This window comes from Sphingomonas sp. Leaf357 (assembly GCF_001423845.1).
In the GTDB taxonomy this organism is placed as follows: Bacteria; Pseudomonadota; Alphaproteobacteria; order Sphingomonadales; family Sphingomonadaceae; genus Sphingomonas.
Genome location: NZ_LMPM01000002.1, coordinates 453,236 through 478,369, shown reverse-complemented (window position 1 = coordinate 478,369; position 25,134 = coordinate 453,236). Strand labels below are relative to the sequence as shown.

Annotated in this window: 22 protein-coding genes; 13 read left to right on the top strand and 9 right to left on the bottom strand. The window is 67.1% G+C overall.

Annotated features, from left to right (window positions below):
• Window positions 1-107: 107 nt before the first annotated feature.
• Both ASG11_RS15255 and ASG11_RS15250 read right to left on the bottom strand, forming a co-directional pair.
• Window positions 108-1,511, bottom strand: a complete 1,404-nt coding sequence (locus ASG11_RS15255; RefSeq protein WP_055781989.1) for a UdgX family uracil-DNA binding protein — start codon at window positions 1,509-1,511, stop codon at window positions 108-110.
• 1 nt (window position 1,512) lies between these two features.
• Window positions 1,513-2,760 carry a putative DNA modification/repair radical SAM protein gene (locus tag ASG11_RS15250; RefSeq protein WP_055781986.1) on the bottom strand — a complete coding sequence of 416 codons (1,248 nt, stop codon included), beginning with the start codon at window positions 2,758-2,760 and terminating at the stop codon, window positions 1,513-1,515.
• Window positions 2,761-2,902: 142 nt separating this feature from the next.
• On the opposite strand from ASG11_RS15250, the gene ASG11_RS18845 reads away from it, so the two are divergent.
• Window positions 2,903-3,055, top strand: a complete 153-nt coding sequence (locus ASG11_RS18845; protein ID WP_156363831.1) for a hypothetical protein — start codon at window positions 2,903-2,905, stop codon at window positions 3,053-3,055.
• A 19-nt stretch (window positions 3,056-3,074) separates the two neighbouring features.
• Here the strand turns inward: ASG11_RS18845 and ASG11_RS15245 are convergent, their stop codons facing one another.
• Complete coding sequence (locus ASG11_RS15245) at window positions 3,075-4,979, bottom strand: asparagine synthase-related protein (protein WP_055781983.1); 1,905 nt, start codon at window positions 4,977-4,979, stop codon at window positions 3,075-3,077.
• 175 nt (window positions 4,980-5,154) lie between these two features.
• On the opposite strand from ASG11_RS15245, the gene ASG11_RS15240 reads away from it, so the two are divergent.
• From ASG11_RS15240 to ASG11_RS15230, 3 genes are all read left to right on the top strand, one after another.
• Window positions 5,155-6,402, top strand: a complete 1,248-nt coding sequence (locus ASG11_RS15240) for a hypothetical protein (protein ID WP_055781980.1) — start codon at window positions 5,155-5,157, stop codon at window positions 6,400-6,402.
• Window positions 6,403-6,486: 84 nt separating this feature from the next.
• Window positions 6,487-6,687, top strand: a complete 201-nt coding sequence (locus tag ASG11_RS15235; RefSeq protein WP_055781977.1) for a hypothetical protein — start codon at window positions 6,487-6,489, stop codon at window positions 6,685-6,687.
• Window positions 6,684-7,697, top strand: a complete 1,014-nt coding sequence (locus ASG11_RS15230) for a hypothetical protein (protein ID WP_055781974.1) — start codon at window positions 6,684-6,686, stop codon at window positions 7,695-7,697. The genes ASG11_RS15235 and ASG11_RS15230 overlap by 4 nt, the downstream gene beginning before the upstream one ends.
• A 9-nt stretch (window positions 7,698-7,706) precedes the next feature.
• Here ASG11_RS15230 and ASG11_RS15225 read toward each other — a convergent pair whose 3' ends face one another.
• The 4 genes from ASG11_RS15225 to ASG11_RS15210 are packed head-to-tail and all read right to left on the bottom strand — an operon-like array spanning window position 7,707 to window position 13,139.
• Window positions 7,707-11,111, bottom strand: a complete 3,405-nt coding sequence (locus tag ASG11_RS15225; RefSeq protein ID WP_055781971.1) for a chromosome segregation SMC family protein — start codon at window positions 11,109-11,111, stop codon at window positions 7,707-7,709.
• A gap of 35 nt (window positions 11,112-11,146) precedes the next feature.
• Window positions 11,147-11,884: a DsbA family protein gene (locus ASG11_RS15220; protein ID WP_055781967.1), complete on the bottom strand. Its 738-nt coding sequence runs from the start codon at window positions 11,882-11,884 to the stop codon at window positions 11,147-11,149.
• 23 nt (window positions 11,885-11,907) lie between these two features.
• Entirely contained in the window at window positions 11,908-12,603 is a 696-nt protein-coding gene (locus tag ASG11_RS15215; RefSeq protein WP_055781964.1) for a DsbA family protein, read from the bottom strand.
• Complete coding sequence (locus ASG11_RS15210) at window positions 12,600-13,139, bottom strand: DUF721 domain-containing protein (protein ID WP_055781961.1); 540 nt, start codon at window positions 13,137-13,139, stop codon at window positions 12,600-12,602. The genes ASG11_RS15215 and ASG11_RS15210 overlap by 4 nt, the downstream gene beginning before the upstream one ends.
• A 59-nt stretch (window positions 13,140-13,198) precedes the next feature.
• On the opposite strand from ASG11_RS15210, the gene ASG11_RS15205 reads away from it, so the two are divergent.
• From ASG11_RS15205 to nudC, 3 genes are read left to right on the top strand one after another with little or no spacing between them, the layout of a single operon-like run.
• Window positions 13,199-14,203 carry an A/G-specific adenine glycosylase gene (locus ASG11_RS15205; RefSeq protein ID WP_055781958.1) on the top strand — a complete coding sequence of 335 codons (1,005 nt, stop codon included), beginning with the start codon at window positions 13,199-13,201 and terminating at the stop codon, window positions 14,201-14,203.
• A complete protein-coding gene (locus ASG11_RS15200) occupies window positions 14,200-15,603 on the top strand; it encodes a serine hydrolase domain-containing protein (protein ID WP_055781955.1) in 1,404 nt (467 codons plus the stop codon). The genes ASG11_RS15205 and ASG11_RS15200 overlap by 4 nt, the downstream gene beginning before the upstream one ends.
• An 8-nt stretch (window positions 15,604-15,611) precedes the next feature.
• Window positions 15,612-16,490 (top strand): NAD(+) diphosphatase, encoded by an 879-nt coding sequence (gene nudC, locus ASG11_RS15195; protein WP_055782786.1) that lies wholly within the window; start codon window positions 15,612-15,614, stop codon window positions 16,488-16,490.
• A gap of 128 nt (window positions 16,491-16,618) precedes the next feature.
• Here nudC and ASG11_RS15190 read toward each other — a convergent pair whose 3' ends face one another.
• Entirely contained in the window at window positions 16,619-17,911 is a 1,293-nt protein-coding gene (locus ASG11_RS15190; RefSeq protein WP_055782783.1) for an Hsp70 family protein, read from the bottom strand.
• 75 nt (window positions 17,912-17,986) lie between these two features.
• On the opposite strand from ASG11_RS15190, the gene ASG11_RS15185 reads away from it, so the two are divergent.
• The 6 genes from ASG11_RS15185 (at window position 17,987) to ASG11_RS15160 (ending at window position 24,457) form a co-directional block, all read left to right on the top strand.
• On the top strand, window positions 17,987-18,568 hold the full coding sequence (locus ASG11_RS15185) for a glutathione S-transferase (protein ID WP_055781952.1): 582 nt from the start codon (window positions 17,987-17,989) through the stop codon (window positions 18,566-18,568).
• Complete coding sequence (rpiA, locus tag ASG11_RS15180; protein WP_055781950.1) at window positions 18,565-19,245, top strand: ribose-5-phosphate isomerase RpiA; 681 nt, start codon at window positions 18,565-18,567, stop codon at window positions 19,243-19,245. Before ASG11_RS15185 ends, rpiA begins: the two co-directional genes overlap by 4 nt.
• A gap of 67 nt (window positions 19,246-19,312) precedes the next feature.
• Entirely contained in the window at window positions 19,313-21,409 is a 2,097-nt protein-coding gene (gene tkt, locus ASG11_RS15175) for a transketolase (protein ID WP_055781947.1), read from the top strand.
• On the top strand, window positions 21,409-22,521 hold the full coding sequence (gene tal / locus ASG11_RS15170) for a transaldolase (RefSeq protein ID WP_055781945.1): 1,113 nt from the start codon (window positions 21,409-21,411) through the stop codon (window positions 22,519-22,521). Before tkt ends, tal begins: the two co-directional genes overlap by 1 nt.
• A gap of 146 nt (window positions 22,522-22,667) precedes the next feature.
• A complete protein-coding gene (gnd, locus tag ASG11_RS15165) occupies window positions 22,668-23,648 on the top strand; it encodes a phosphogluconate dehydrogenase (NAD(+)-dependent, decarboxylating) (RefSeq protein ID WP_055781942.1) in 981 nt (326 codons plus the stop codon).
• Window positions 23,645-24,457, top strand: a complete 813-nt coding sequence (locus ASG11_RS15160) for a Cof-type HAD-IIB family hydrolase (protein WP_055781939.1) — start codon at window positions 23,645-23,647, stop codon at window positions 24,455-24,457. Before gnd ends, ASG11_RS15160 begins: the two co-directional genes overlap by 4 nt.
• Here ASG11_RS15160 and ASG11_RS15155 read toward each other — a convergent pair.
• Complete coding sequence (locus ASG11_RS15155) at window positions 24,432-25,082, bottom strand: TetR/AcrR family transcriptional regulator (RefSeq protein WP_082472870.1); 651 nt, start codon at window positions 25,080-25,082, stop codon at window positions 24,432-24,434. The two genes, ASG11_RS15160 and ASG11_RS15155, sit on opposite strands and share 26 nt — an antisense overlap.
• Window positions 25,083-25,134 lie beyond the last annotated feature (52 nt).

The window sequence follows — 25,134 nt, the reverse complement described above, 5'->3', positions numbered from 1 at the left end:
CGAAGCACCGTTCTTCGATCAACAAGTGACACGTTCGTGGCACGAAGTACGGTGCTTCGACAGGCTCCGCACGAACGGTAAAGAGGCCCGGTTGATCCGATCTTGACCTAACCCGTAACCCGTCCCGCCGCCACGCGCAGATCCTCGACGAACCGGGCATATTCCTCCGCCCGCGCCACCTCGTCCGGCAGGCGCAACAGGAAGCTAGGGTGGACCGTGATCCACGCCTCGCCGCCGCCATCGGGCAGTTCCAGCGCGCGGCCACGCTCCTTGCCGATCGTCACCACGCGACCCAACAGGCTCCGCGCCGCCGTCGCGCCCAGGGCGACCGTGACCTGCGGCTTGATCAGCATCCGCTCCTGATCGACCCACCAGCGGCAGGCGGTGATCTCGCCCGCGCCGGGCTTGGCGTGAATGCGCCGCTTGCCACGCTGTTCGAACTTGAAATGCTTCACCGCGTTGGTGACGTAGACCTGCGCCCGGTCGATTCCGGCTTCGGCGATCGCCCGGTCGAACACCTGCCCGGCCGGGCCGACGAACGGACGCCCGGCCAGATCCTCCTGATCTCCCGGCTGCTCGCCGACGAACATCAGCCGCGCATCGGTCGGGCCTTCGCCGAACACCGTCTGCGTCGCATGCTGGTGAAGCGAACAGCGCGTGCAACCCGCCGCCTCGTCGCGCAGCGCCGCCCAGGCCGCGTCGATATTTCCGCCGATCTGCGTGCGCGCCACATCGATCATCCCACTCTCCCGCGCCCGCGCGCCCGCGATCAAACCGGAGACCAATGCGGTTTCGGGCATGTTCTTCCAATATTTGCGCGGCATTTCCTTCAGCATCGCACCCACCTTCAGTCGCGCCGGGTTGAAGATCGAGGCGTAATAGGTCTTCCATACGTCCTCGATCGGGTCGCCGTCGGGCGCATCGCTCTTGACCGCGCCGGGCCCTTCCTCGAGCCTTTTGGTGTCCCAGTGGATCGACAGTTCCGGCGTCAGGATCGACCAGCGCAGGGCGGCGAAGCGATCGATGAAAAAGGCGGCATTGGCGCGCACGATATGATGGTCGGGTTCGAACCATGCGACGAAGCGACCCGTATCGGCACCGCTCTCGCCGTCATCGACTTCGCGGAACCGCAGGAAGGCGCGCATCTTGTGGATGTCGCGCCGCACCTCGCGCGCCAGGCCTTCCAGCTGCCGCACCAGCGGATCGGCATGATCCTCGATCAGCTTGGGCTCGCGGCGCAACCGGAACAGCGCGGTATACAGCAAGGCGAAGCGTTCGGGCGCGCTGTGCAGCACCGCCTTACGCGCGAGATCGACGAAGGCGCGCGGCACCGAGAAGGTCGCGCCGGGCGGTGCCGCAGGCGTGTCGCCCGGATCGGCGAAGAGATCGGCCGCCGCGTCGCCGACCTGCCACACCACATCCTCCGGCGGCACGCTCTCCGCCGCCAGCGCCCGCGCGGCATCGCGCCAGCCATCGAAATCGTCAGGTTCGGCGAGATGGATCGTCCTCATCTCAGCCGAACAATTCCATCTGCTTCGGCTTGGCCGCCACGATCGGGCGCAGATCGGCCTTGTCGCTGAGCGCCACCGGTCGCCAATCCTCCGCGATGAGAAACGGGCGTACCTTGGCGATCGACGCAGTCAGGCGGGCGACATCGGCGAGGTAAAGACGTCGCCAGCGCCGCGCCGCCAGGATGTTGCCGACCGCCTTCACCCCCAAGCCTGGCACGCGGAGCAGCATCTCGCGCGGCGCGCGGTTGACATCTACCGGAAACGTGCCGCGAAACTTCAGCGCCCAGGCGAGCTTCGGATCGATATCCAGCGGCAGCATGCCGGTCGCCTCATCGGCCGCCGCCACCACATCGGCAGTGGAATAATCGTAGAAGCGCATCAGCCAGTCGGACTGGTACAACCGGTGTTCGCGCATCAGCGGCGGGCGCTGGAGCGGCAGGATCGCGCTGGCGTCTGGGATCGGCGAGAAGGCGGAATAATAGACTCGTCGCATGCCGAAGCGATCGTAGAGCGACGATGCCTTGCGCACGATATCGCCATCGGTGGCGGCATCCGCGCCGACGATCATCTGGGTCGATTGCCCGGCGGGCGCGAATTTCGGGGCGGATTTGTAGCGCTTGCGCGCGTCGGTGGTGTCGATGATCGCCGTCTTCATCTCACCCATCGCGGTTGCGATCCGCGTGTCGGATTTTTCGGGCGCGAGTCGCTTCAGGCCCGATGCGGTCGGCAGTTCGACGTTGATCGACACGCGATCGGCATACAGCCCGGCCTGATGCACCAGTTCGGGATCGGCATCGGGAATCGTCTTCAGGTGGATGTACCCGCGAAAGTGATGATCTTCACGCAGGCTCCGCGCCACCTCGACCAATTGCTCCATCGTGTAATTGGAAGACCGGATGATGCCCGAGGACAGGAACAGTCCCTCGATGTAGTTGCGCTTGTAGAAGGCCAGCGTCAGCCGCACGACCTCGTCGGCGGTGAAGCGCGCGCGGCGTACGTTGCTCGACTTGCGGTTGATGCAATAATGACAGTCGAAGATGCAGCTGTTGGTCAGCAGGATCTTGAGCAGCGAAATGCACCGTCCGTCCGGCGCATAGGCATGGCAGATGCCCATCCCGCCATCGGTCGATCCTACGCCCTTGCCGTCGCGCGACGTGCGTTTCGAGGTGCCCGACGATGCGCAGGACGCGTCGTACTTCGCTGCATCGGCGAGGATTTCGAGCTTATGCTGAACGTCGAACTGGGCCATTCGTTCGGCATATGTTCCCTCTGCGCCAGAGTCGATTGATCGGCGTCAAGTCGTTGGAATAAAGGGCCGGGCGGTTAACGGGATGTTTGCCATTCCCCGCCATATCGGAGCCGACGGCAGAGCGTTTCCGAGGGACAGTGGCATGAACGTAGCAACCGAACATGATACTTGCGGGGAAGGTCGCAAGGCCTGGACGACTCCGGCGGTGATCACGGCGACGATCGTCAGCCGGTCCGAGGGCATCATCCCGGGTGGTAGCGCGGAATCGCCCAACTCGACCATCGGCACGAGCTGACTCCGTCGAGGGTTCGCGCTCAGGGCGAGTTTCTGCGTTCGAACCACCGCCGGTAATCGGCCACCAGCAGCACGTCCAGCGCCAGCCCCTTGGGCTGGCCCCAGGGCCGATCGGGGTCGAGCGCCGCGATCAGCGCGTCGCGGTCGACCAGTTCGTCCGGCAGACGCTCCGCGCGCGCGATCAGGTCGGGCGCGGCGCTCGCAAGCGCGGCCGCGATGTCGGGAATGCGGTGGTCGTTGTGAAACGGCCGGTCCTGGAATTCGGGCGGATAGATGTCCGCCAGCGCGCGGCACGCGAGATAGCGGTTGCGCCCATCCTTGAAATAGAGCGATTCGGGGATCGCCAGCGCCAGTTCGACGACCCTTTTGTCGTGGAACGGGCGCGTCACCACCAGCCCCTCGGTCCAGGCCGCCATGTCCATCGCCGCATATGCGACCTGCCCGCTCACCCGGTCCAACAGGCGGGCGATCCGGCCGCGCGTCTCGATCGCGACGCCGGTGTCCAGCCCGAACTCGTCGCGCGTCACCAAATGCGCTGCCACGGCCGCATCGATCGCGCCGGGCTGGAGGAACCGCGCCATGCTCGCCGTCCGCACGCTGCGCCCGAGCCGGATCTTCGCGCGCCGGATCAATGGATCGAGCATCTGGCGCAGATGCTGCCTCAGCAACGGCAGCAATTGTGCGCCGAAGCGTCTGCGCAGGGCCGCGACCTCCCGGACATAGCCGCGCAGGTCGCCCTGCATCAGCAACCGGGGAACGGCACCGCTCTCGCGCGGATTGAGCGTGTAATCGCCGCCATGCCCGTCCATCATCTGGCGGATATCGTGCCGTCGCGCGATCCGAGCCGCCTCGACATAGACGTAGTGGACGGTCGAGGCAGGCCCATCGAGACGCGGCAACGCCTCGTCCAGACCGCCGAACGGTTCGATCCCCTCGCGCGTCAGATAATGCACGTCGAGATGCGGCATGTCGCGCGCGCAATGTTCCACCATCGGCCGGGCATCGCGCGGCTGTTGCCCGCGTTTGTCCTCCGGCATCACCGATGCGATGCCCAGGATCGTGCGTCCCTGCTCGCGCAGCACCGGCCCCGCCAGCCCTGCCACCGCGCTGCTGTCGAACCCGCCACTCATGTGCAGCGCGGACCTGCGCTCCAGCCGCCGCACCCGGCACGCCACCGCCTCGCCGAGCACCGCGCGATAGGCGGCGATATAGTAAGCCTCGTCCTTGCCCTCATGCTCCGGCGCGGCGTGCGGCGTCCAATAACGCAGGCGATCGATCGATCCGTCGAGCCCGACCGTCATCCGCTCGCCCCCGCGCAGGCCCTCGATCCCCTGGAACAACGTATCCGGCGCGTTGGGGTCGCGCAGCACCAGCAGCCGTCGCATCGTGGCATCGTCGCTCATCGCGCGCGGCACGTCCTCCAGCGCCCATAACGCCTTGATCTCGCTCGCAAAGGCAAGGAAATGCTCGCTGCGATGGAACAGCAAATGGCGCTGGCCCATATGATCGCGCCCCAGCACCAGCTTGCGGGCACGCGCATCCCACAAGGCGAAGGCGAAATCGCCGAGCAGGTGCTCCGCGAAATCCGCACCCCAATGCTTGTAGGCGGCCAGGACCAAGGCGCTGTCGGGCATGTCGCGCAACGCGGCGACGTCGATTGCCAAGCTCGCGGCCAGCGCCTCGCGATTGTCGAGCCGACCTTCCACCACCAACGTGACGTCGCCGCGATCGTCGCTCAGCGGTTGCGCATCGAAGATATCCTCGCGCTGTACGCGCATCCTGCCATAGCCGAAGCATACCGGACCCAGCGTGGCGATTTCGATCCCGTCCGGCGCGCGGTGTCGCATCGTCGCACCCATGCGCGAGACGCCGCGCGCATCCGCTTCCACCCCGTCGAACCTGATGATCCCGAAAATCGCACTCATGCCCGGCGCTTATAAACCGCTGCGGGGCAATCAAACCATAGTCTTCGCCCGTTCGCGGAATGCGGCTAGGTGGGTTCTCGAGACAAGACGATCCCTTTCCCGTTCGTGCTGAGCTTGTCGAAGCCCGAACAGGAACGGGAAGGCGCGCCCCTAAAGAACCGAAAGGTATGGCGAGATGGTGGTTTCCCCCCGACGCAAAACGATCGGCTGGCTCACCCCCTGGTCGCTCCTCGCGCTCACATGTCTTGCGGGCTGGGCGTTCAAGGGACATTGCGGCGCCGGCTGGGCCGACGGGGTGCAATATACCACCGGCTGCTACAGCGATGCGGTGCCGTTCTGGGGCGGGCGTGGCGTGGCGGCGGGGCAATTGCCCTACCTTCAGGCCCGGATGGAATATCCGGTGCTGACCGGCGCGCTGATCTGGGTCGAGGGGATCGTCGCGCGGCTGCTGCGCGGCCCTGCGGCCGACGCCGCGACCTTCCTGTTCGTGGTCAGCGCGGTCAATGCCGGGCTCGCCTTCCTCGTCTTATGGATGATGGAGCGGGCCGGGGTCGATCGGCGGCGGCTGTATCTCTGGGCCGCCGCGCCGCCGCTGATTCTGTATCTCGGGCACAATTGGGACCTGCTGGCGGTCGCGCTGGCCATGGCGGCGGTGCTGGCGGCGCGGGTGGGGCGGCTAACCAGGGCAGTGCAATGGGCGGCGGCGGGCACGGCGGCCAAGCTGTTTCCGGTGCTGATCCTGCCATTGCTCGGCCTGACCGCGCTGTTCCGGCCGGGCGAGCGCTGGCCGCGGCGGATCACGAGGGCGGCATCGCTCGCGCTGGTCGCGATCCTCGTCTGGGGCGCGATCAACGCCCCGATCGCCTATGCCGCGTTCGACACTTGGTCCGAATTCTATCGTTTCTCAAGCGACCGCAGCGGCACGGCGGCGTCCGTGTGGGAATTGCTTGCGACGTTCGGCCTATGGGTATCGCCGATCCCGGTGCGCAACCTCGTCAGCTTCGCGCTGTTTGCTGCCGGAGCGGCGTTGATCGTCGCGCTCGGCTGGCGCAGGCACGCCGCCCGGCCCTGGATAATGTTCACGCCGGTGCTGTGCTGGTTCCTGCTGACGAACAAGGTCTATTCCCCGCAATTCGACCTGTGGCTTTACCCGTTCCTGATCCTGACGGGCTATCGGATCTGGCCGATCCTGTGGTTCGCGATCGGGGATGCCGCCGCCTATTTCGCCGAATTCTGGATGTTCGCCGGCATGGAAGGCCACACGCCATCGGCGACCCAAGGGGACATCGCTCTCGCCGCCGCGATCCGGGGCGCGGCGATGCTGTGGATCATCGTGTCGGCGATCCGGCAACCTGCACCCGGATGGACGATCCCGACCGAACCCAACGGTCACGGATCGCCGAGCGTGGCAGAGCGGGGATGATTTAGCTCCATTTTCGTCCAACAACTTCTGGACCGGCCATCAAATGCCATGTCACCGATGCCGGGCTAAGACCTCGGGGGTGGCGTGAAGCTGACGGACATTGATCTCATCTCCGAAAGGTTGGTCGGCTGGGTCTGCATGGCCGCCACCGTCACGGAATATGTCGATCCGAAACTGCTGGCGCTCGACATCTCCCAGGCCGCGGGCGTCGGTGTGTTCGGGTTTCTGCTAGCCACCGGTCGCGCCAGCGCGGTGGTGAAGAGGATCGGACAGATGCTGTCATGAGCTACATCCCGCTCGAAATCCAAAAGGCGCGCCGGCTGTACCGGACGATCGGCTCCGCCGCGATCTGCGCGATCTACCTGTCGGCGCTGGTGGGCGTGTTTCTGTTGCCGGAGGTGGCGCGATGGCCGGCGATCGCGGTGGCCATCCTGGCGCCACCGATCATCGAGATCCTGTTGCCTGCGACCTATGACGAATACGGGCGGGCCAGATCGGCCCCGTGGTTGCCATATCTCGTCGGCATCGGACTCGTGATATTCCTGGCGTCGACCGCCGCGATCGGGCCGGAATGGTTGAAAAGGGGCGTCGCGGCGGTCGTGGCGGGCATGGCGATCATGACGTCGTGCTATCTTATCCAGCATTGGGTGTTCAGCGTACCGCACCTAGCTGTGCGCAAACTGACGATCATCGGGCTGATCCTCGCCTGCGCCGGCTTGGCCGCAGGCATCATCATCGGTCCCGATCTGGTCCGGTCAATCGCCATGGGCATAGCAGCGGCCTTTCTCACGACATTGTTTCCGACATTGCGGGATGTGATGCCAAATCGTTGGCCCCGCGACATCGAGGCCTTTTATCGTGATCGCGAAGACCACGCTTTCTATCGCGCGCAAGAGACGGACGACGCGTTTGATCGTCGTGGCCGTGGCTTTCCCGTCGATGGCGGTACGGCGCTCGATCCTGCACTGGCACCGCTGGACCGAACATTCTCCCAGGCACTCTGGATAGTCGATCACACACTCGAAGGGCGGGATCGGGACGATGAGCAGAGCCGGCGTCACCCACACACCTCCCCCTTGCTCCTGTCCATCGCCGCGTTGGACAATTTCGGGTTCATCACCAGTACGGAAGCAAGGAAATTCGCCGCTCTCGCCACGCGGCCGGGCCCGGGAGCCAAGCTGGAAGAGGGGCGCGCGCTGTTGCTTAGTTTGAACGCGTACATCGTCTACGCCCGCAGCCGCCTGAGGGCCCACAGCCTCGGTGCGCACAGCGTCGCGATCACCCAAAGCAATTGATGACGGACGTTATTCCGCCGCCAGCAGGGTTTCCGCGCCGCCGAGATCGACCGACACCAGCCGGCTGACGCCCTGTTCGATCATCGTCACGCCGAACAGGCGGTGCATGCGGCTCATCGTCACCGCATTGTGCGTGACGATCAGGTAGCGCGTCCTCGTCTCGCGCGTCATTGCGTCCAGCAGGCCGCAGAAACGTTCGATGTTGGCGTCGTCCAGCGGCGCATCGACCTCGTCCAACACGCAGATCGGGGCCGGGTTGGTCAGGAACAGGCCGAAGATCAGGGCAACGGCGGTCAGCGCCTGTTCGCCGCCCGATAGCAAGGTGAGCGATTGCAGCTTCTTGCCCGGCGGCTGGGCCATGATCTCGAGGCCTGCTTCCAGCGGATCGTCCGAATCGATCAGTTCGAGATGTGCGCTGCCGCCGTTAAACAGCGTGGTGAACAGGCGACGGAAATGGCCGTTGACCGCCTCGAACGCCGCGAGCAGCCGCTGGCGGCCTTCGCGGTTGAGCGTGCCGATCGAGCCGCGCAGCCGGTTGACGGCGAGGCCCAGTTCCTCGCGCTCGCCGGCATTGCCGCTGCTGGCCGCTTCGAGTTCGGCGAGTTCGCTTTCGGCAACGAGATTGACCGGGCCGATCCGCTCGCGATCGACCGACAGGCGTTCGTGCGTCTTGCTCTCTTCCTGCGGATTGCCGACGCTATCGGCCGCGAAGCCGACCTTTTCGGGCAGCACCGGGGCAGGGCATTCGAAGCGTTCGCCCGACAGTCGACCCATCTCGACCCGGCGGAGTTCCTGGTTTTCCGCGCGGGCGAGCGCGCCGGCGCGAGCTTCGCGGGCTTCCGACAGGGCCTCCCCCGCCATGCGCGCCACCGCTTCGGTTTCGCGAAGTACGCTTTCGGCGTGACGTTCGGCACTCTGTGCGATGTCCGCTTCGGCGCGAGCGGTCTGGTGGGTCGCCTCCAGCGTGGCGATCGCGGTGGCGATCTCGGTGGGCTTGCCGGCCAATGTCGCCGTTTCGCGGGTCAGTTCGGCCTCGCGCTTGTCCATATCGGCGATGCGCCGCGCGGCCTCCCCGGCGCGCGCGCGCCAGCCCTTGGCCTCGCCTGATCCGCTGGCCAGCCGGTCGCGATCCTGCGCCAGCGCGCGCTCCAGAGTCGCGCGTTCCGCGCGAGCGGTCGCGATCGCGTTGCGCCGAGTTTCGGCCTGGGCGGACAGAGCGGTCACCTGTTCGCGGGTCGCGCTGCCATCGGGTAGGGCGGCCTTGATCGCCGCCGCCGCCTCGACCTCGCCCTGCGCTTCGCTCAGATCGCCGGCGATGCGCTTGCGCCGAGCATCGAGATCGGCGCACTGGGTATCGATCCGTTCCAGCGCGGCCCCGGCGCGGTCCTCGTTGCGGGCGGCGTCGCGCGCGCGATTCTCGGCCTGTTGCAACGCGGAGCGGGCAGCGTGCGCCGCGCCACGCGCCTCGGCGATCGTCCGGTCGATCTGTGCGAGCGCTGTATCCGCCGCATCGACCGCCGCCACGGCATCCGGCTTCGCGGCCTCCAGCGAGCGCAGGCGGTTCAGGCGCACGAGCCGTTCCGCCGCGGCCGCGCCACCCGATCTGGCCACATAACCGTCCCAGCGCCGCAGCACGCCCGCGCGCGTAACAAGCCGCTGCCCGACGGCGAGCGGCAGGCCATCGTCGCTGTCCGTCACCAGCACCTGGGCGAGTCGCCGGGCCAGCGCGGCAGGCGCGGCGACGTGATCGGCCAGCCGTTCAGTACCGGGGGGCGGGGCGGGGTCGCCGGGCTGTGGGTCGGCACCGGCCCAGAAGCGCTCGGCCGCGGGATCGAGCCCCGCTTCCAGATCGTCGCCCAAGGCCGCCGCCAGCGCATGTTCGTAACCGGGATCGGGCTGCAAGGTATCGAGCACCCGGTCGCGGCCCGACGGCTGCGTCGCCTTGGCCAGCGCCGCCGCCTCGCTGTTGAGCGCCGCCAGTTCGGCATGCGCGGCCGAGCGCGCCGATTGCGCGGCGTCGCGACGGTCGATCGCGGTGCGCTCTTCGGTATCCGCCTTGGTCAGATCGGCGCGGGCTTTCTCGCCATCGGCCAGCGCTTGGGCTCGGGCCGCGACCGCCGCCGCGCGTTCGGCCTCGAGCGGCGCGGCGTCGCCGATCGCCCGGCCTTCCGCCGTTACCCGTGCCAGATCGCGCTCGCTCCGTTCGACGCGCATGCGCGCCGCTGCCAGCGCAGCCTCGGCCACGCGAGCTTCCGCCGCTTCGCTCGCCTGCGCGGCGAGGGCCTGGGCCAGCGCGACCTCGGCATCGCGCCCGGCGCGTTCCGCCTCGGCCAGAGCAGCCTCCATGCCCGGCATCCGTCCGCTCGCCTCGGCAATGCGCCGCTCCAGCGCTTTCGCCTCTTCCGCCAGCCGCGACAGCGCTTCGGCGGCGTCATGTGCCAGCGCGCCCTCGCGCTGGCGATCGTCGGCCAGCCGGGTCGCGGCGTCGGCCAGATCGCGCAGCCGGCGTTCGACGCCCGCTTGCTCGGTGCGCAGCGCCGCCAGCATGTGTCCCGCTTCGCTCGCCGCGTCGCGTGCGGCCAAGGCGGCGGCGCGCGCCTCGCCAAGCCGTTCCGTCGCTTGTTGCTGATACGCCGCCGCCGCGCGCTGCTGCTCGGCCGTTTCGGCGACCTTCGTTTCCGCCGCCGCCGCCTCGGCCTTGGCGAGGTCGGACGCCGCCGCCGCATCGCGCCAGCGCGCGAAGATCATCCGCGCCTCCGCCGTGCGGATCTGATCGGACAGCATGCGATAGCGCTCCGCCTGCCGCGCCTGCCGCTTGAGCGCCGCGGCGCGCGCATCCTGATCGGCGATCACCTCGTCGAGCCGCGCCAGATTGGCCTCGGTCGCGCGCAGTTTCTGCTCGGCATCCTTGCGCCGGACGTGCAGCCCGGCGATTCCCGCCGCTTCCTCCAGCATCGCGCGGCGTTCGGCCGGCTTGGCGGCGATCACCGCGCTGATCCGCCCCTGGCTGACGAGTGCCGGGGAATGCGCGCCGGTCGCGGCATCGGCGAACAGCAGCGCCACATCCTTTGCGCGCACGTCGCGGCCGTCGATGCGGTAGGCGGAGCCCGCGCCCCGCTCGATCCGGCGGACGATCTCCGTCTCCTCCGAATCGTCGCCTTCAATGAGCATCGAAACTTCGGCGAATTCGCGCGCCGGCCGCGTCGCGGTGCCGGCGAAGATCACGTCCTCCATCCCCGCCCCCCGCAGGGAGCGGGCGGAGGTTTCGCCCATCGTCCAACGCAGCGCCTCGAGCAGGTTGGACTTACCGCACCCGTTCGGCCCGACGATCCCCGTCAGGCCAGGTTCGATGCGCAGATCGGCGGCGTCGACGAAGCTCTTGAAGCCCGACAGGCGAAGCCGCTTGATCTGCACTGGCAAACGGTTCCCCCCGGACCCCTAGACCGGGATCAGGCCCCGGCACCTTTCAACTGCTGTTCGACCTGCTCCCAGCTGATCGCGCCCTGCAGCGGGTTGCCGTTCAGGAAGAAGCTCGGCGTGCCGCTGACGCCCATCTGGGTGCCGAGGTCCATGTTCTTCACCATCTTGTCGATCTCGGCCTTGTCGGTCAGGCAGGCGCGCGCCTTCGCCTCGGGCAGGCCGCGCTGCTTGACGAAATCGATATAGCCCAGTTTCTCGGCCCAGGCGGTGGCGAACACCTCGGGCGGCTTGCCCTGCAAGGTGGCCTGGAACGCCTGAGCGTCCTCCATCTTGGGCAGGATCGTCGATTGCGCGGCGAACATCTGTTCCAGCACCGGGAAGAACGCCGTCGTGCCGACGCAGCGGCCGAGCAGGGCCGGCGCGAAATCTGGCGCGCCGTGGACGAGATATTCGCGGAACTCGTATGATACCTTGCCGCTCTTCACATAGGTGTCGATCAACGGCTTCATGCCGGTATTGGCGAACGCGCCGCAGGTCGGGCACAGGCGCGATCCGTATTCGACCAGCTTGAGCGGCGCGGCGGGGTTGCCCATCACGAACCCGCCTTCCTTGGTCTGCGCCACGGTCTGCGTCCAATCCTGGCCCGCGGGAGCCGGGGCCGCGGCGACCGGCGCGGCGGGCGTGGCGGAATTGGCGGTGCCGGCATTGTCGCCGCAGGCGGCGAGCGCGATCAGCGGCAGGATGGCGGAGACGAGACGGAACTTCATGCGAGGTACACTCCTAGGGGACATCATTTCGCGCCGGCGGCGCGCAGAACCTTTTCCAATCCGGCCCAGTCGAGCGTCGGATAGGGCTTGCCGTTGACGACGAAGGTGGGCGTGCCGCCCATGCCGGGGGGCGATGCGGCGGCGATCGTCTTCCACGATTGATCGCTCATCACCGCGATCTGAAGCATGCCCTTCGTGTCGGCGAAGCAGGCGTCGATCGCGGCGTCCTTCAGACCCTGCGCGCGGCCGATATCGGTCAGGCCGGAGCCGTCGGCCAGCGCGCGCAGCTTGCCCGCGGTGGGATAGAGCGCGAGGCGCGATCCGTTGGCCTGGCGGAATTCCAGTCCGCGCGGGAACCAGTCGCCCTGCCGCGCGAAGATCAACTCGGTCGTCCGGGGAAAGCCCGCCGGCCCGGTGCAGCGCGCGATCACCGTGGCGGCGAGATCGAGATCGTCGCGCGTCGCGTGCCGCATCTCGACGCTGGTCGACCCCGAGCGGACGAACCTGTCGCGCAGCGTCGGCGCGGATTCGCCCGCATAATGCGCGCAGTGCGGGCAGGTGTAGCTGAGATATTCGACCAGCTTCACCTTCGCTTTGGGATTGCCGACGACGAACGCGCCGTCTGCGGTGCGTGCCACGGTCTTGGTCCAGTCGCGCGGGGCGGGCGCGGCGCCGATCAGCAGGGGGGCGAGCAAGAGAGCGAAGAGGGAGCGGATCATTCGTCGGGGGTTCCAATGACGGGCGCGCCACGCGTGGCGGCGACACCGGCGGCCAACGCTTCAAGCACGGCCTTGAGTTCGGGATCGGCGATGGTGCGCAAACTTGCGCCTAGGTCGAGCGGTACGGGTTTCAGCGACGGCGGCGCGGCGCGGACGCGCGGGGCTGGCACGTCGCCCTGACGCATCTGCACCTTGCAGATCGCCTCATAGCCGAAGAAGCGGTTGACCCGTTCGATGATCTCCGGCGCGATATGCTGCATCATCGTGCCGTGCGCCCCGCGCACGACGAGATTCAGCGTGCCTCCGGCGCGCTTGCCCGGCGGGAAGCGGATCGATTCGGGGGCCGACACCCCGGCGTAACGCGGCCCGACGATCTCCGCCCAGCGGCTGACCACGGCGCTCTGCACGAAGCCGAATCGCCGGAACGCCGCGCGCCCGACATCGGGCAGCAGTTCGGCCACGCTGCGCGCGCGACCGCCGCGTGGCGCTTCTGCTTCGGGAGGGGAGACGACGCGCTTGCTCATCCCGTCCCCCATGCCATAGCGGCGCCGTGCCCGCAAAGCCCCGATCCCGACACGGTTCCATTTCCGAGCTATTGCTCGCCTGGTACGATGCGCATGCCCGCGCGCTGCCGTGGCGCGCGCCGCCCGGCACGCCGTCGCCGGATCCGTATCGCGTGTGGTTGTCGGAGATCATGCTGCAGCAGACGACGGTCGCGGCCGTGAAGCCCAAGTTCGCGCTGTTCACCACCCGCTGGCCCGATTTCGCGGCGCTGGCGCGTGCGGACGAGGCGGAGTTGATGTCGGCCTGGGCGGGGCTCGGTTACTATGCCCGCGCCCGCAACCTCGTTGCCTGCGCCCGCGTCGTGGTGGCGAAGCACGACGGATCCTTCCCCGGCACCGAGGCCGAACTGCGCGCGCTGCCCGGCATCGGCGACTATACCGCCGCCGCGATCGCCAGCATCGCCTTCGGGCAACGCGCGGTGGTGGTGGATGCCAATGTCGAGCGCGTCGTCGCACGCCTTTTCGCGATCCGTGACCCGTTGCCCGGCGCGCGCGCGGCGATCCGCGCCGCCGCCGACACGATCACGCCGGACGTGCGATCGGGGGATTTCGCACAGGCGATGATGGATCTCGGCGCGTCGATCTGCACGGTCCGCGCGCCGAAATGTCTCGTCTGTCCGCTGCACGAACGCTGCGACGGCTTCGCCTCGGGCGCGCCGGAGGCTTATCCGGTCAAACCGGCCAAGGCCGTCCGCCCGCAACGCTACGGCACGATCTTCTGGGCGGAAAGCGACGGTAAGGTGCTGCTCGTCCGTCGCCCGCCCAGGGGCCTGCTCGGCGGAATGCGCGCGCTGCCGACCGGACCGTGGGCAGACGCGCCGCCCGGTCTTGCCCATGCGCCGTTCGCGGGCGACTGGCGGATGCTGGATGTGACGGTTTCCCATGTCTTCACGCACTTCCGGCTCGAACTCGCGCTTGCGGTCGCGCGCGCGCCGGAGCATTCGAATTCGGAATGGTGGCCGATAGCCGACATCGAGTCGGCGGGGTTGCCCAGCGTTTTCGCCAAGGCGGCGGCAGAGATCGGGAGAGTGGTATGAAATCGTTCAAGCTTTTGGCGTCCGCAGGGTTGGGCGCGGTCCTGCTGACCGGCGCCGGTTTCGCCCAAACCGCCCCGGCACCCAGCGCCCCCGTCACCGCCGCGCCCGCCCCGACGCTCAGCGCCGTGCCCTCGGCGCTGCCGGCGACCCAGGCGGTGCTCGATGGCTATGTGCGCGACAACAAGATGCCCGGCATCGTCGCCGCGTTTGGCATCGGCGACGGCCCGACCATGTTCCTATCCGCCGGCACGATCGCCGACGGCCCGAGCGCCGCGAAGGCCGGGCCGGATTCGCTCTGGCGGGTCTATTCGATGACCAAGCCGATCACCGGCATGGCGGCGATGATCCTGGTCGAGGAAGGCAAGCTGAAGCTCGACGACCCGGTGAGCAAATATATCCCGGCGTTCAAGGACATGAAGGTGCTGGACGGTCCGGACAGCCTGGCCAGCCACCCTGCCGTTCGCCCGGTCACGATCCGCATGCTGCTGACGCACAGCGCGGGGCTGGGCTATTCGATCATCACCAAGGGGCCACTGCTGGCCGAATACAAGAAGCTCGGCATCGATCCGGCGCAGGTCAACAACGACTTGGAGGCGCAGTCGCGCAAGGTGCGTCCGGCCACACTGGAGGAATTCGCTAACCGCGTCGCCAGCCTGCCTCTGGTCTACGAACCCGGCACCAAATGGAGCTACTCGATCGGCCTGGACGTGATGGGCCGCGTGATCGAGGTCGCCAGCGGCATGTCGTTCGACGGCTTCGTGCAGAAACGCATCTTCGATCCGTTGAAGATGTCTTCCAGCTTCTGGACCGTGCCGCAGAGCGAGGTCTCGCGTCTGTCGACCAATTACATCTTTACGCGCGCAGCGATGGCGCAGTTCAACCCGAGCCTCGATACGTCGAAGATCGATGCCAAGGCGCGCATCCCGCTCGATGCCGCGGCCACCTCGGTCTGGCTCAAGGCCCCCAGCTTCCCGTACGGCGGCGCTGGGCTGGTGATGTCGGCGCGCGATTACGACCGGTTCCTGCACATGCTGCAGAATTATGGCACGCTGGACGGCGTGCGCATCATGAAGACGGAAACGGCGAAGCTCGCGATGTCCAATCTGCTGCCGATGGGCGTGGTCTTTTCGGGCACCGTCGCGGCGACCGGCGGCAATACCGGCGGGCCGAAGATGGGCTTCGGTGCGGGCGGTTCGGTCTATCTCGAGGACTTTCCCGGCGGCGCGGGCAAGGGCACCTATGGCTGGGGCGGTGCGGCCGGCACGGTGGCGTTCGTCGATCCCGCGCGGCACGCGCGCGGCAACGTGATGGTCAACTACTTCCCCGGCGACACCTATCCGATCCGCACCGAGGTGCTGCCCGCCTTCCTGTCCGACGTGGCGCGCATGACGGCCAAATGAATGACGGCATGACCGCGCCGGGCTTCACCGGCGGCACGTTCGATCGCGCGGATCGACTGCGTCACGATGCCGACGCGCTGGCCGCCGCGCAAGGCGATTGGCGTGCACGCCTGCTCAAGCTCGAGGCGCTCCAGCCGGAGGTGACCAACGATGGTCGCCTCGGCTGGACGACTTTGGCCGATCTGCCCGACGATGCCGTGCCGATCCTGCTCGGGCTCGATGACGGAGGCCGCGCGCATTTCGCCGCATTCGTGCCCGGCATGCGCGTGTCTAACGCGCCGGCGATGCGCAGCCCGGCGCTGATGTCGGCGTTGCACAGCCTCGCGCCCGGCGAGGCGGCGACCTATGCCGCCGCGCGCAGCCTGATCGACTGGCATGCCCGGCACGGTTTCTGCGCCAATTGCGGCACCGCGACCGACATCTTTCGGGGCGGGTGGGGTCGCACCTGCCCGAGCTGCAAGGCGGAGCATTTTCCGCGCGTCGATCCGGTCGTCATCATGATCGCCGAGCATGACGGGCGGGCCTTGCTCGGGCGCGGCAAGGGCTGGCCGCCGGGGCGCTATTCCGCGCTCGCTGGCTTCCTGGAGCCCGGCGAATCGATCGAGGAAGCGGTCGCGCGCGAGATCAAGGAGGAGGCCGGCGTCGCGGTGCGCGGCGTGCGCTACGTCGCCAGCCAGCCCTGGCCGTTCCCCTCGCAACTGATGATGGCCTGCGTCGCGGTCGCCGAGGACGACACGATCACGCTCGACACCAACGAACTGGAGGACGCGATCTGGGTGTCGCGCGAAGAGGTGCGCGACGTGCTGGCCGGCGGGACCGGTGCGTTTCTGCCACCGCCGCCCTACGCCATAGCCTTCACGCTGCTGACGGAATGGGCGAAGGGGTAGGGACGAGTATTCCATATACCGTCCGTGCTGAGCTTGTCGAAGCACTGCCCTTCTGTTCAAGGGTCGAAAGAAGGACAGTCCTTCGACAGGCTCAGGACGGACGGATTACAGGAAACAAGCCTCGTTTTTCACACCGACCACGCCGCCAGATCCGCCTCCTGCCCGATCAGCGCGAGCCCGTGCGCGATCGAGGTGAGTTCGCCGCCGCTGGCGATCGCATCCTCCCCGAAACGCCGTACGAACAATGCCCGTACCGCCGGGGTCAGCGATGTGCCGCCGGTCAGGAACACCCGGTCGATCCCGTCCGCCGTCACGCCGCTCGCCGCCAGCGCGCGATCCACGGTCTGTTCGATCCGCGCGATATCCCCGACGATCCAGCCTTCGAATTCCGCGCGCGTCACCTCCGCCTCGATTTCCAGCCCGGCGCCTTCGAAATGGAAATGCGCGTGCGTGTCGGCGGACAGAGCGCGCTTCAATCGCCCGACCGCGTCGTACAGCGGATAGCCCAGTTCCTGCTCGATCACCGCGATCATCCGCCCGATCGCCGCCTGGTCGATCGCGCTGCGGCGCAATTTGTCCAAATCGGCCAGCGTCTTGCGATTGCGCATCAGCGCCAGTTTCGACCAGTCGGCGAAATCGCTGAAATAGCCGCGCGGGATTTCCAGTACCTTGTCGAACGATTTGTAATTGCCGCCCTTGCCCAGCATCGGCAGCACCAGCCGATCGACGATGCGATAATCGAACCGGTCCCCGGCAATCCCGATCCCCGCATGCCCCAGCGGTACGCACCGCCGCTCCGCCCCCGGCGCCGCAACGCGCACGACCGAGAAGTCGCTCGTCCCGCCGCCGAAATCGGCGACCAGCACCGTCGCCGGCTCCGTCAGCCGCGCGGCGAAGCTGAACGCCGCGCCGACCGGCTCGTAGACGTAATGCACGTCCGCCCCGAACCGGGCGAACATCGCGTCGTAGCGGGTGCGGGCCAGCGCCTCGTCCGGCCGGCTGCCGGCATATTCCACCGGCCGCCCGACGACGATCCGGGCCGGCACGCCGCCCAGCGTCCCGCCCGATCGCGCCGCCAGCTTGTCCAGGAACAGTTGCCCCATCTCCTCGAACCGGAACCGCCGTTCGAAGATCGTGGCATGTTCGAATACCGGGCTGGCCGCGACCGACTTGAACGATTGCACGAATCGGCTCGCCTCGGGATAATCGAGATATTCGGCGATCGCCCACGGCCCGGCCTCCACCGCCAGTCCGCCGCGCACGTCCTCGTCCTGCCAGAAGCACAAGGCCGATCGGAATACCGCGTCCGTCCCGTTCGGCGTGTCGAAGGCGACCATGTCCGGCGCGGCCCCGCCCACCGACAGCGCCGCGACGCTGTTGGTGGTGCCGAAATCGAATCCGAGGACGGCCTCTGTCTGCATGGCCGAGCCATCGCGGCGCGCGGGGCGGAAGGCAAGAGTGGATCGGCCCGGCATGCCACCCTACATGCAGGCGTGATGACCGCGCCGATCCTCTACAGCTTCCGCCGCTGCCCCTATGCGATCCGCGCGCGGATGGCGTTGCTGGTCAGCGGCGCGGCGTTCGCGACGGTCGAGGTGAAGCTGCGCGACAAGCCGGCGGCGATGCTCGCGGCCTCGCCCAAGGGGACCGTCCCTGTGCTCGTGCTGCCGGATGGTGAGGTGATCGACGAGAGCCTGGCGATCATGCGCCGGGCGCTGGCGGAGAACGATCCCGAACGGTGGCTGGCCGGCGACGATGCGGATCTGATCGCCGCCAATGACGGGCCGTTCAAGCACCATCTCGATCGCTACAAATATCCCGAACGGCACGGCAGCGCCCCGCTCGAGCATCGCGCGGCAGGGCTGGCGCTGCTGGGCGGACTCGAAACCCGCCTTGCCGGTACGACCAATCTGTGCGGCGAGGCGCGCCGCCTGACCGATATCGCGCTGATGCCGTTCGTCCGCCAGTTCGCGGCGGTGGATCGAGACTGGTTCGACGCGCAGGTCCTGCCGAACGTGCAGCGCTGGCTCGCGGCCCATCTTGGATCGCCATTGTTCGAGCAGGCCATGGCGAAATGAGCGCGGACGACGACAAGCGCCTCGCCGCGATCGCCGCCGCGGCCGAAATCGACGCGGGCATGATCGTCGGTCTCGGCACCGGATCGACCGCCGCCCATCTGATCGCGCATCTCGGCGAGCGGGTGCGCGCGGGCCTGAAGATCACCGCCGTGGCCACGTCGCTGGCGACCGAGGCTGCGGCGCGCGCGGCGGGAATTGCCGTCCTGCCGCTTGACGACATCGCCGAGATCGACATCGCGATCGACGGCGTGGACGAGATCGACGGGCAGGCCCGCGCGATCAAGGGCGCGGGCGGGGCGATGCTGCGCGAAAAGATCGTCGCCACCGCCGCGCGCCGGATGATCGCCATCGCCGACGGGTCGAAACGCGTCGCCATGCTCGGCCATGCGCCGGTGCCGGTCGAGGTTCTGCCGCTCGCCCGTGCGTTCGTGGCCGATCGCATCGCCAGGCTCGGCGCGACTCCGGTGCTGCGGCTCCGGGATGGCCGGCCATGGCGCACCGATCAGGACAATCTGATCCTCGACAGCAAATTTCCGGGCGCGTTCGATCCCCTCGCCACCGCCGCGCAACTGGCTGCGATTCCGGGACTTCTCGGGCACGGCCTGTTCCTGGACGAGATCGATTCGGCCTATATCGCGCATGATGGCGCGGTGAGTCGGGTTGACCGCGCGAGATAAGACCGCAGAAGCCGCAACCTCGGACGCCCCTTCGCGTTGGGGCAGCGACAAGAAGGATCGACCCGTCATGAGCGACACCGCAACCGCCGACACCCGTTCGAAACAGGACGGGACCAGTCTCCACGAGGACGGATCGCTGTCGCGGCTGACGATCGACACGATCCGCACCCTGACGATGGACGCGGTGCAGAAGGCGAATTCGGGCCATCCCGGCACGCCGATGGCGATGGCGCCGGTCGGCTACACGCTCTGGTCGCAATTCCTGCGCTACGATCCGGCGAAGCCCGATTGGCCGAATCGCGACCGCTTCGTGCTGTCGGTGGGCCATGCCTCGATGCTGCTCTACGCGCTGCTGCACCTCGCCAAGGTCGACGAGGTCGATGGCAAGGGCAACAAGACCGGCCACGAGGCGGTCAGCCTGAACGATATCGAGAATTTCCGCCAGATCGGCTCGAAGACGCCGGGCCACCCCGAATATCGTCATACCACCGGGGTCGAGACGACCACCGGTCCGTTGGGGCAGGGTTGCGGCAATTCGGTCGGCATGGCGATCGCCGAGCGCTGGCTCGCCGCGCGCTACAACAAGCCGGATTACACGCTGTTCGATCACGACGTGTACACGCTCGCGGGTGACGGCGACCTGATGGAGGGGGTGAGCCAGGAGGCCGCGAGCCTCGCCGGGCATCTGCGCCTCAGCAACCTGTGCTGGATCTACGACAGCAACCACATCACGATCGAGGGCAAGACGAGCCTGACGTTCGACGAGGACGTCGGCAAGCGCTTTGAAGCCTATGGCTGGAACGTCATCCATGTCGACGATGCCAACGATTGTGCGGCGTTGGCCGCGGCGCTCGATACCTTCCGCAAGACCGACGACAAGCCGACGATGATCATCGTTCACTCGGTCATCGGTTACGGCAGCCCGATCGCCGGTACCTCCAAGGCGCACAGCGATGCGATGGGCGACGCCGTGATCGCTGAGACCAAGCGCGCTTATGGCTGGCCCGAGGACAAGACCTTCTACGTCCCCGATGGCGTGGTCGAGCATTTCAACGGTGCCATCGCCGATCGCGGACGCCCGGCGCGCGAGGAGTGGGAAGCCACGCTGGCCAAGTATCGCACGGCGTTCCCCGATCTCGCCACCGAACTCGATGCTCTGCTGTCGGATACGCTGCCCGAAGGCTGGGATGCCGATATTCCGGTGTTCGAGCCCGATGCCAAGGGCATTGCCAGCCGCGACGCGGCGGGCAAGGTGCTGAACGCGATCGTGCCCAAGGTGCCATGGCTGCTCGGCGGCTCGGCCGATCTCGCGCCCTCGACCAAGACCGACATCAAGGGTGGCAAGTCGTTCGAACCCGGCAGCTATGACGGGGTGAACTTCCACTTCGGCGTGCGCGAACACGGCATGGGCGCGGTGGTCAACGGCATGTCGCTGTCGCACCTGCGCGGTTACGGCTCCACCTTCTTCGTGTTCCTCGATTACATGCGTCCCCCGGTGCGCCTGTCCGCGCTGATGGAGATCGGCGCGGTGTGGATCTTCACGCACGATTCGATCGGCGTCGGCGAAGACGGCCCGACCCACCAGCCGATCGAGCAACTCGCCATGCTGCGGGCGACACCGGGCATGGACACGATCCGCCCCGGGGACGCCAACGAGGCGGCGGCGGCATGGAAGGCAATCGTCAAGGACAGCGGCCATCCGCATGCTCTGGTGCTGTCGCGTCAGGCGCTGCCGACGCTCGATCGGACCAAATATGCCAGCGCCGATGGCCTCGAGCAGGGCGCCTATGTGCTGGCCGACAGCGAAAATCCGCAGGTGATCCTGATCGCCACCGGATCCGAAGTATCGTTGGCGATCGGCGCGTACGAGCAGCTCAAGAGCGAGGGCATCGCCGCGCGCGTCGTCTCGATGCCGAGCTGGTTCCGCTACGAGCGTCAGTCGGACGAATACAAGGAAAGCGTGCTGCCGAAGGCGATCAAGGCGCGCGTCTCGATCGAGATGGGCAGCGAAATCGGCTGGGATCGCTATATCGGTCTCGAAGGCAAGGCGATCAGCATGGCGACGTTCGGCGCCTCTGCCCCGCTCGCCAAGCTGGCCGACAAGTTCGGCTTCACGATCCCCAAGGTCGTGGAAGTCGCCAAATCCGTGATGGAGACGAAGTGATGGGCCGTTTGAACGATCTCGCCGCACGGGGACAAGCCGTCTGGCTCGACTTCGTCGATCGCAAGTTCCTCGCCGAGGGCGGCCTGCAGAAATTGGTCGAGGAGGATGGGCTGACCGGCGTCACCTCCAATCCGTCGATCTTCGAAAAGGCGATGGGGCATGGCGACGCCTATGATTTCGCGCTCGCCGAGTTCGACAAGGCGAACCCGGACGCCTCGACCATGGCGCGCTACGAACATCTCGCGATCCAGGATATCCGGGCGGCGGCCGACACGCTGCGCCCGGTCTATGACCGGCTGGAGGCCAAGGACGGCTATGTCAGCCTGGAAGTGTCGCCATACCTCGCCAACGATACGGATGCGACGATCGCCGAGGCCGCGAAGTTGTGGGCCGAGGTCGATCGCCCGAACCTGATGATCAAGATCCCCGGTACGCCCGCCGGCGTGCCCGCGATCGCCGCGACGATCGACGCCGGCATCAACGTCAACGTGACGTTGCTGTTCTCGATCGACGCGTACAAGGCGGTCGCACTCGCTTACACCGAGGGCCTTGAAAAGCGCGCCGCGCGCGGTGAGGCGATCGACCGGATCGCCAGCGTCGCCAGTTTCTTCGTCAGCCGCATCGACAGCAAGATCGACGACAAGATCGATGCGGGCACCGGCGGTGACGCGGCCAAGGCGCTCAAAGGCAAGGTTGCCATCGCCAACGCCAAGCTGGCCTATGCCTGGTACGAGGAATTCATCGCGTCCGATCGCTGGCAGGCGCTCGCTGCCAAGGGCGCTCAAGTGCAGCGGTTGCTCTGGGCTTCGACCGGTACCAAGAACCCGGATTATCCCGACACGCTGTATCTCGACACGCTGATCGGCAAGGACACGGTCAACACCGTGCCGCCCAAGACGCTCGACGCGTTTCGCGAACGCGGAACGGTGGGCGATACGCTCTCCTCGGATGTCGAGGGCGCGCGCAAGGTGCTCGCGGATCAGGAAAGCCTGGGGCTCGACCTCAAGGGCGTCACGGATACGCTCGTCGAAGAAGGTGTGGCGAGTTTTTCCAAGGCGTTCGACGATCTGCTCGGCGCGATCGCGGCGAAGCATCCGGCTGAAGCTGCGTAAGGCTTTTGCGCCTCCCCGGCTGAGGCCGGGGCGCAGTCGCGGAACGATCGTGGCGGCGGACCGTACTGCGTTACCATGACCTTTCCGATCGGGCTGCGGCCTGTTCCGGAGAAGTCGGTTCGGCACGTGATCGAAGGACAGTCCCAATGAAGATCGGTATCATCGGCCTCGGCCGCATGGGTGGCAACATCGCTCGACGGCTGATGCGCGCAGGCCACGAGACGGTGGTGTTCGACCGCGACCAGAAGGCGATCGACGCGCTGGTGGCCGATGGCGCGATCGCCGCCTCGGGCCTTGAGGACATGAAGGTCAAGCTGGATAGTCCTGCGATCTTCTGGTCGATGCTACCCGCCGGCGAGATCACAGAGCAGACCATCGCCACCATTTCTGGGCTGTGCGGCGAAGGCGACATCGTGATCGACGGAGGCAACAGCTTTTACAAGGACGATATCCGCCGCGCTAAGACGCTCGCCGAAAAGGGCATCCGCTATATCGACGTCGGCACGTCCGGGGGCGTCTGGGGCCTGGAGCGCGGCTATTGCATGATGGTCGGTGGCGACAAGGATGCGGTCGACCATGTCGATCCGATGCTCGCCGCGCTCGCCCCCGGTGCCGGCACGATCACGCGCACGCCGGGCCGTCCCGATGGTGACGATCCCCGCGCCGAGCAGGGCTATATCCATGCCGGGCCTGCCGGCGCGGGCCATTTCGTGAAGATGGTGCATAATGGCATCGAATACGGCCTGATGCAGGCCTATGCCGAAGGCTTCGACATCCTGAAGGGCAAGGCATCCGACAAGCTGCCGGAGGACGAACGTTTCGATCTCAACCTGACCGACATCGCCGAGGTCTGGCGGCGCGGCAGCGTGATCTCGTCATGGCTGCTCGACCTCTCCGCCATCGCGCTCGCCAAGGACATGGAGCTCCAAGCATTCAGCGGCAATGTCGCCGATTCGGGCGAGGGCCAGTGGACGATCGACGCGGCGATGGAGGAGAAGGTGCCGGCCAACGTGCTCACCGCCGCCTTGTTCGCGCGCTATCGCAGCCGGGTGGAGCATACGTTCGGCGACAAACTGCTCTCGGCAATGCGTTACGGCTTCGGCGGTCACGTCGAGATGCCCCAGTGAGTGTCGAAATAAGGCTGGTCGTATCCGACGTCGATGGCACGTTGGTCGATGGGAAGAAGGAACTGACGTCGGGGACGATCGATGCGGTCGGTCGCCTGCGCACGGCGGGCCTCGGCTTCACCATCGTCAGCGCGCGGCCGCGTTCCGGCATGATGCCGATCGCGGATCGGTTGGCGATAGACGCGCCGATGGGCGCGTTCAATGGCGGCACGATCTTCAAGCGTGACGGCACGATCGTCTGCCAGCATTTCATCGACCGCGAGGTGGTCGAGGGCATGTTCGATCTTGCCGAAGGCGCGGCGGTGGATGTCTGGGTGTTCGCCGACGACAGATGGTATGCCAGCACCGATCAAGGCGTGCATGTCACGCACGAACGTATCGCCTCCAACCAGGCGCCGATCGTCACCGGCGACTTTACCGAACTCTACGATCGCGCCGACAAGATCACCTTCGTCAGCGACGATGCCGATCTGTTGCGCGGCTTGAACGACAAGGCCCGGCCGTTCGCGGACCGGGCGACGATCATGCAGTCGCAGACCTATTATCTCGACGTGACCGCGCGCGCGGCGAACAAGGGCGACGGGATCTCGCTGCTGGCCGAGGCGATGGGCACGCCGCTGTCCGCCACCTGTGCGATCGGCGATCAGGCCAACGACGTGCCGATGTTCGCGCGCGCGGGCCTGTCGATCGCGATGGGGCAGGGCCCGGCCGACGTCCGCGCCAAGGCCGACAAGGTGACGGCCGGCAATGACGAGGATGGCGTGGCGCAGGCGATCGACACGATCATTCTGCCGTCCACGCTCGCATGAAGGTGTCGATCGCGGCGTCGATGTCCTTCGCGATCCGCTCCTCGCTCGCCACGTTCTGGATCGCGAGCAGGATCTCCTGAAAACAACCCGACTGGCACAAGGCGGAGAATTGCCACGCGGCCACCATCGGGTCGCCCTGCCGCAACCGTCCCTCGGCCATGGCATCGGCGATGAACGCCGCCAGGCGTTCCTTGCCGCGCCGCGGCCCGCGCTCGTAGAACAGCGCGCCCAGTTCCGGAAAGCGTTGCGCCTCGCCGGTCACGACGCGGTGCAGCGCGATGATCGGGGGCGACAGGATCGTCCGCAACATCGCCGTCGCGAAGTTCTGCAGCGTCGCGCGGACCGGCGCGCCCAGCGGCAGCTCCACCGTCAGCGCGGGGCTGAAATGCTTGCCGATATCGTCCACGACGGCGGCGAACAACTCTTCCTTGGAGGGGAAGTAGGACCACAAGGTGGTCTTCGATCCACCCACGGCGGCCGCGATCGACGACATCGTCGTCTCGCCATATCCCCGCGCGAAAAACGCGTCGCGGGCGGCATCGACGAAGGCTTGGCGGCGCAACGCGCGGCCGTCGGGCTCGCACGAGGCGAGGGTCGAATGGGCGGCAATACTGACTGGTATCATTTCAATTGACAATCGCAGCGCGCAGGATCAGGGGGCAATGATACCAGATAGT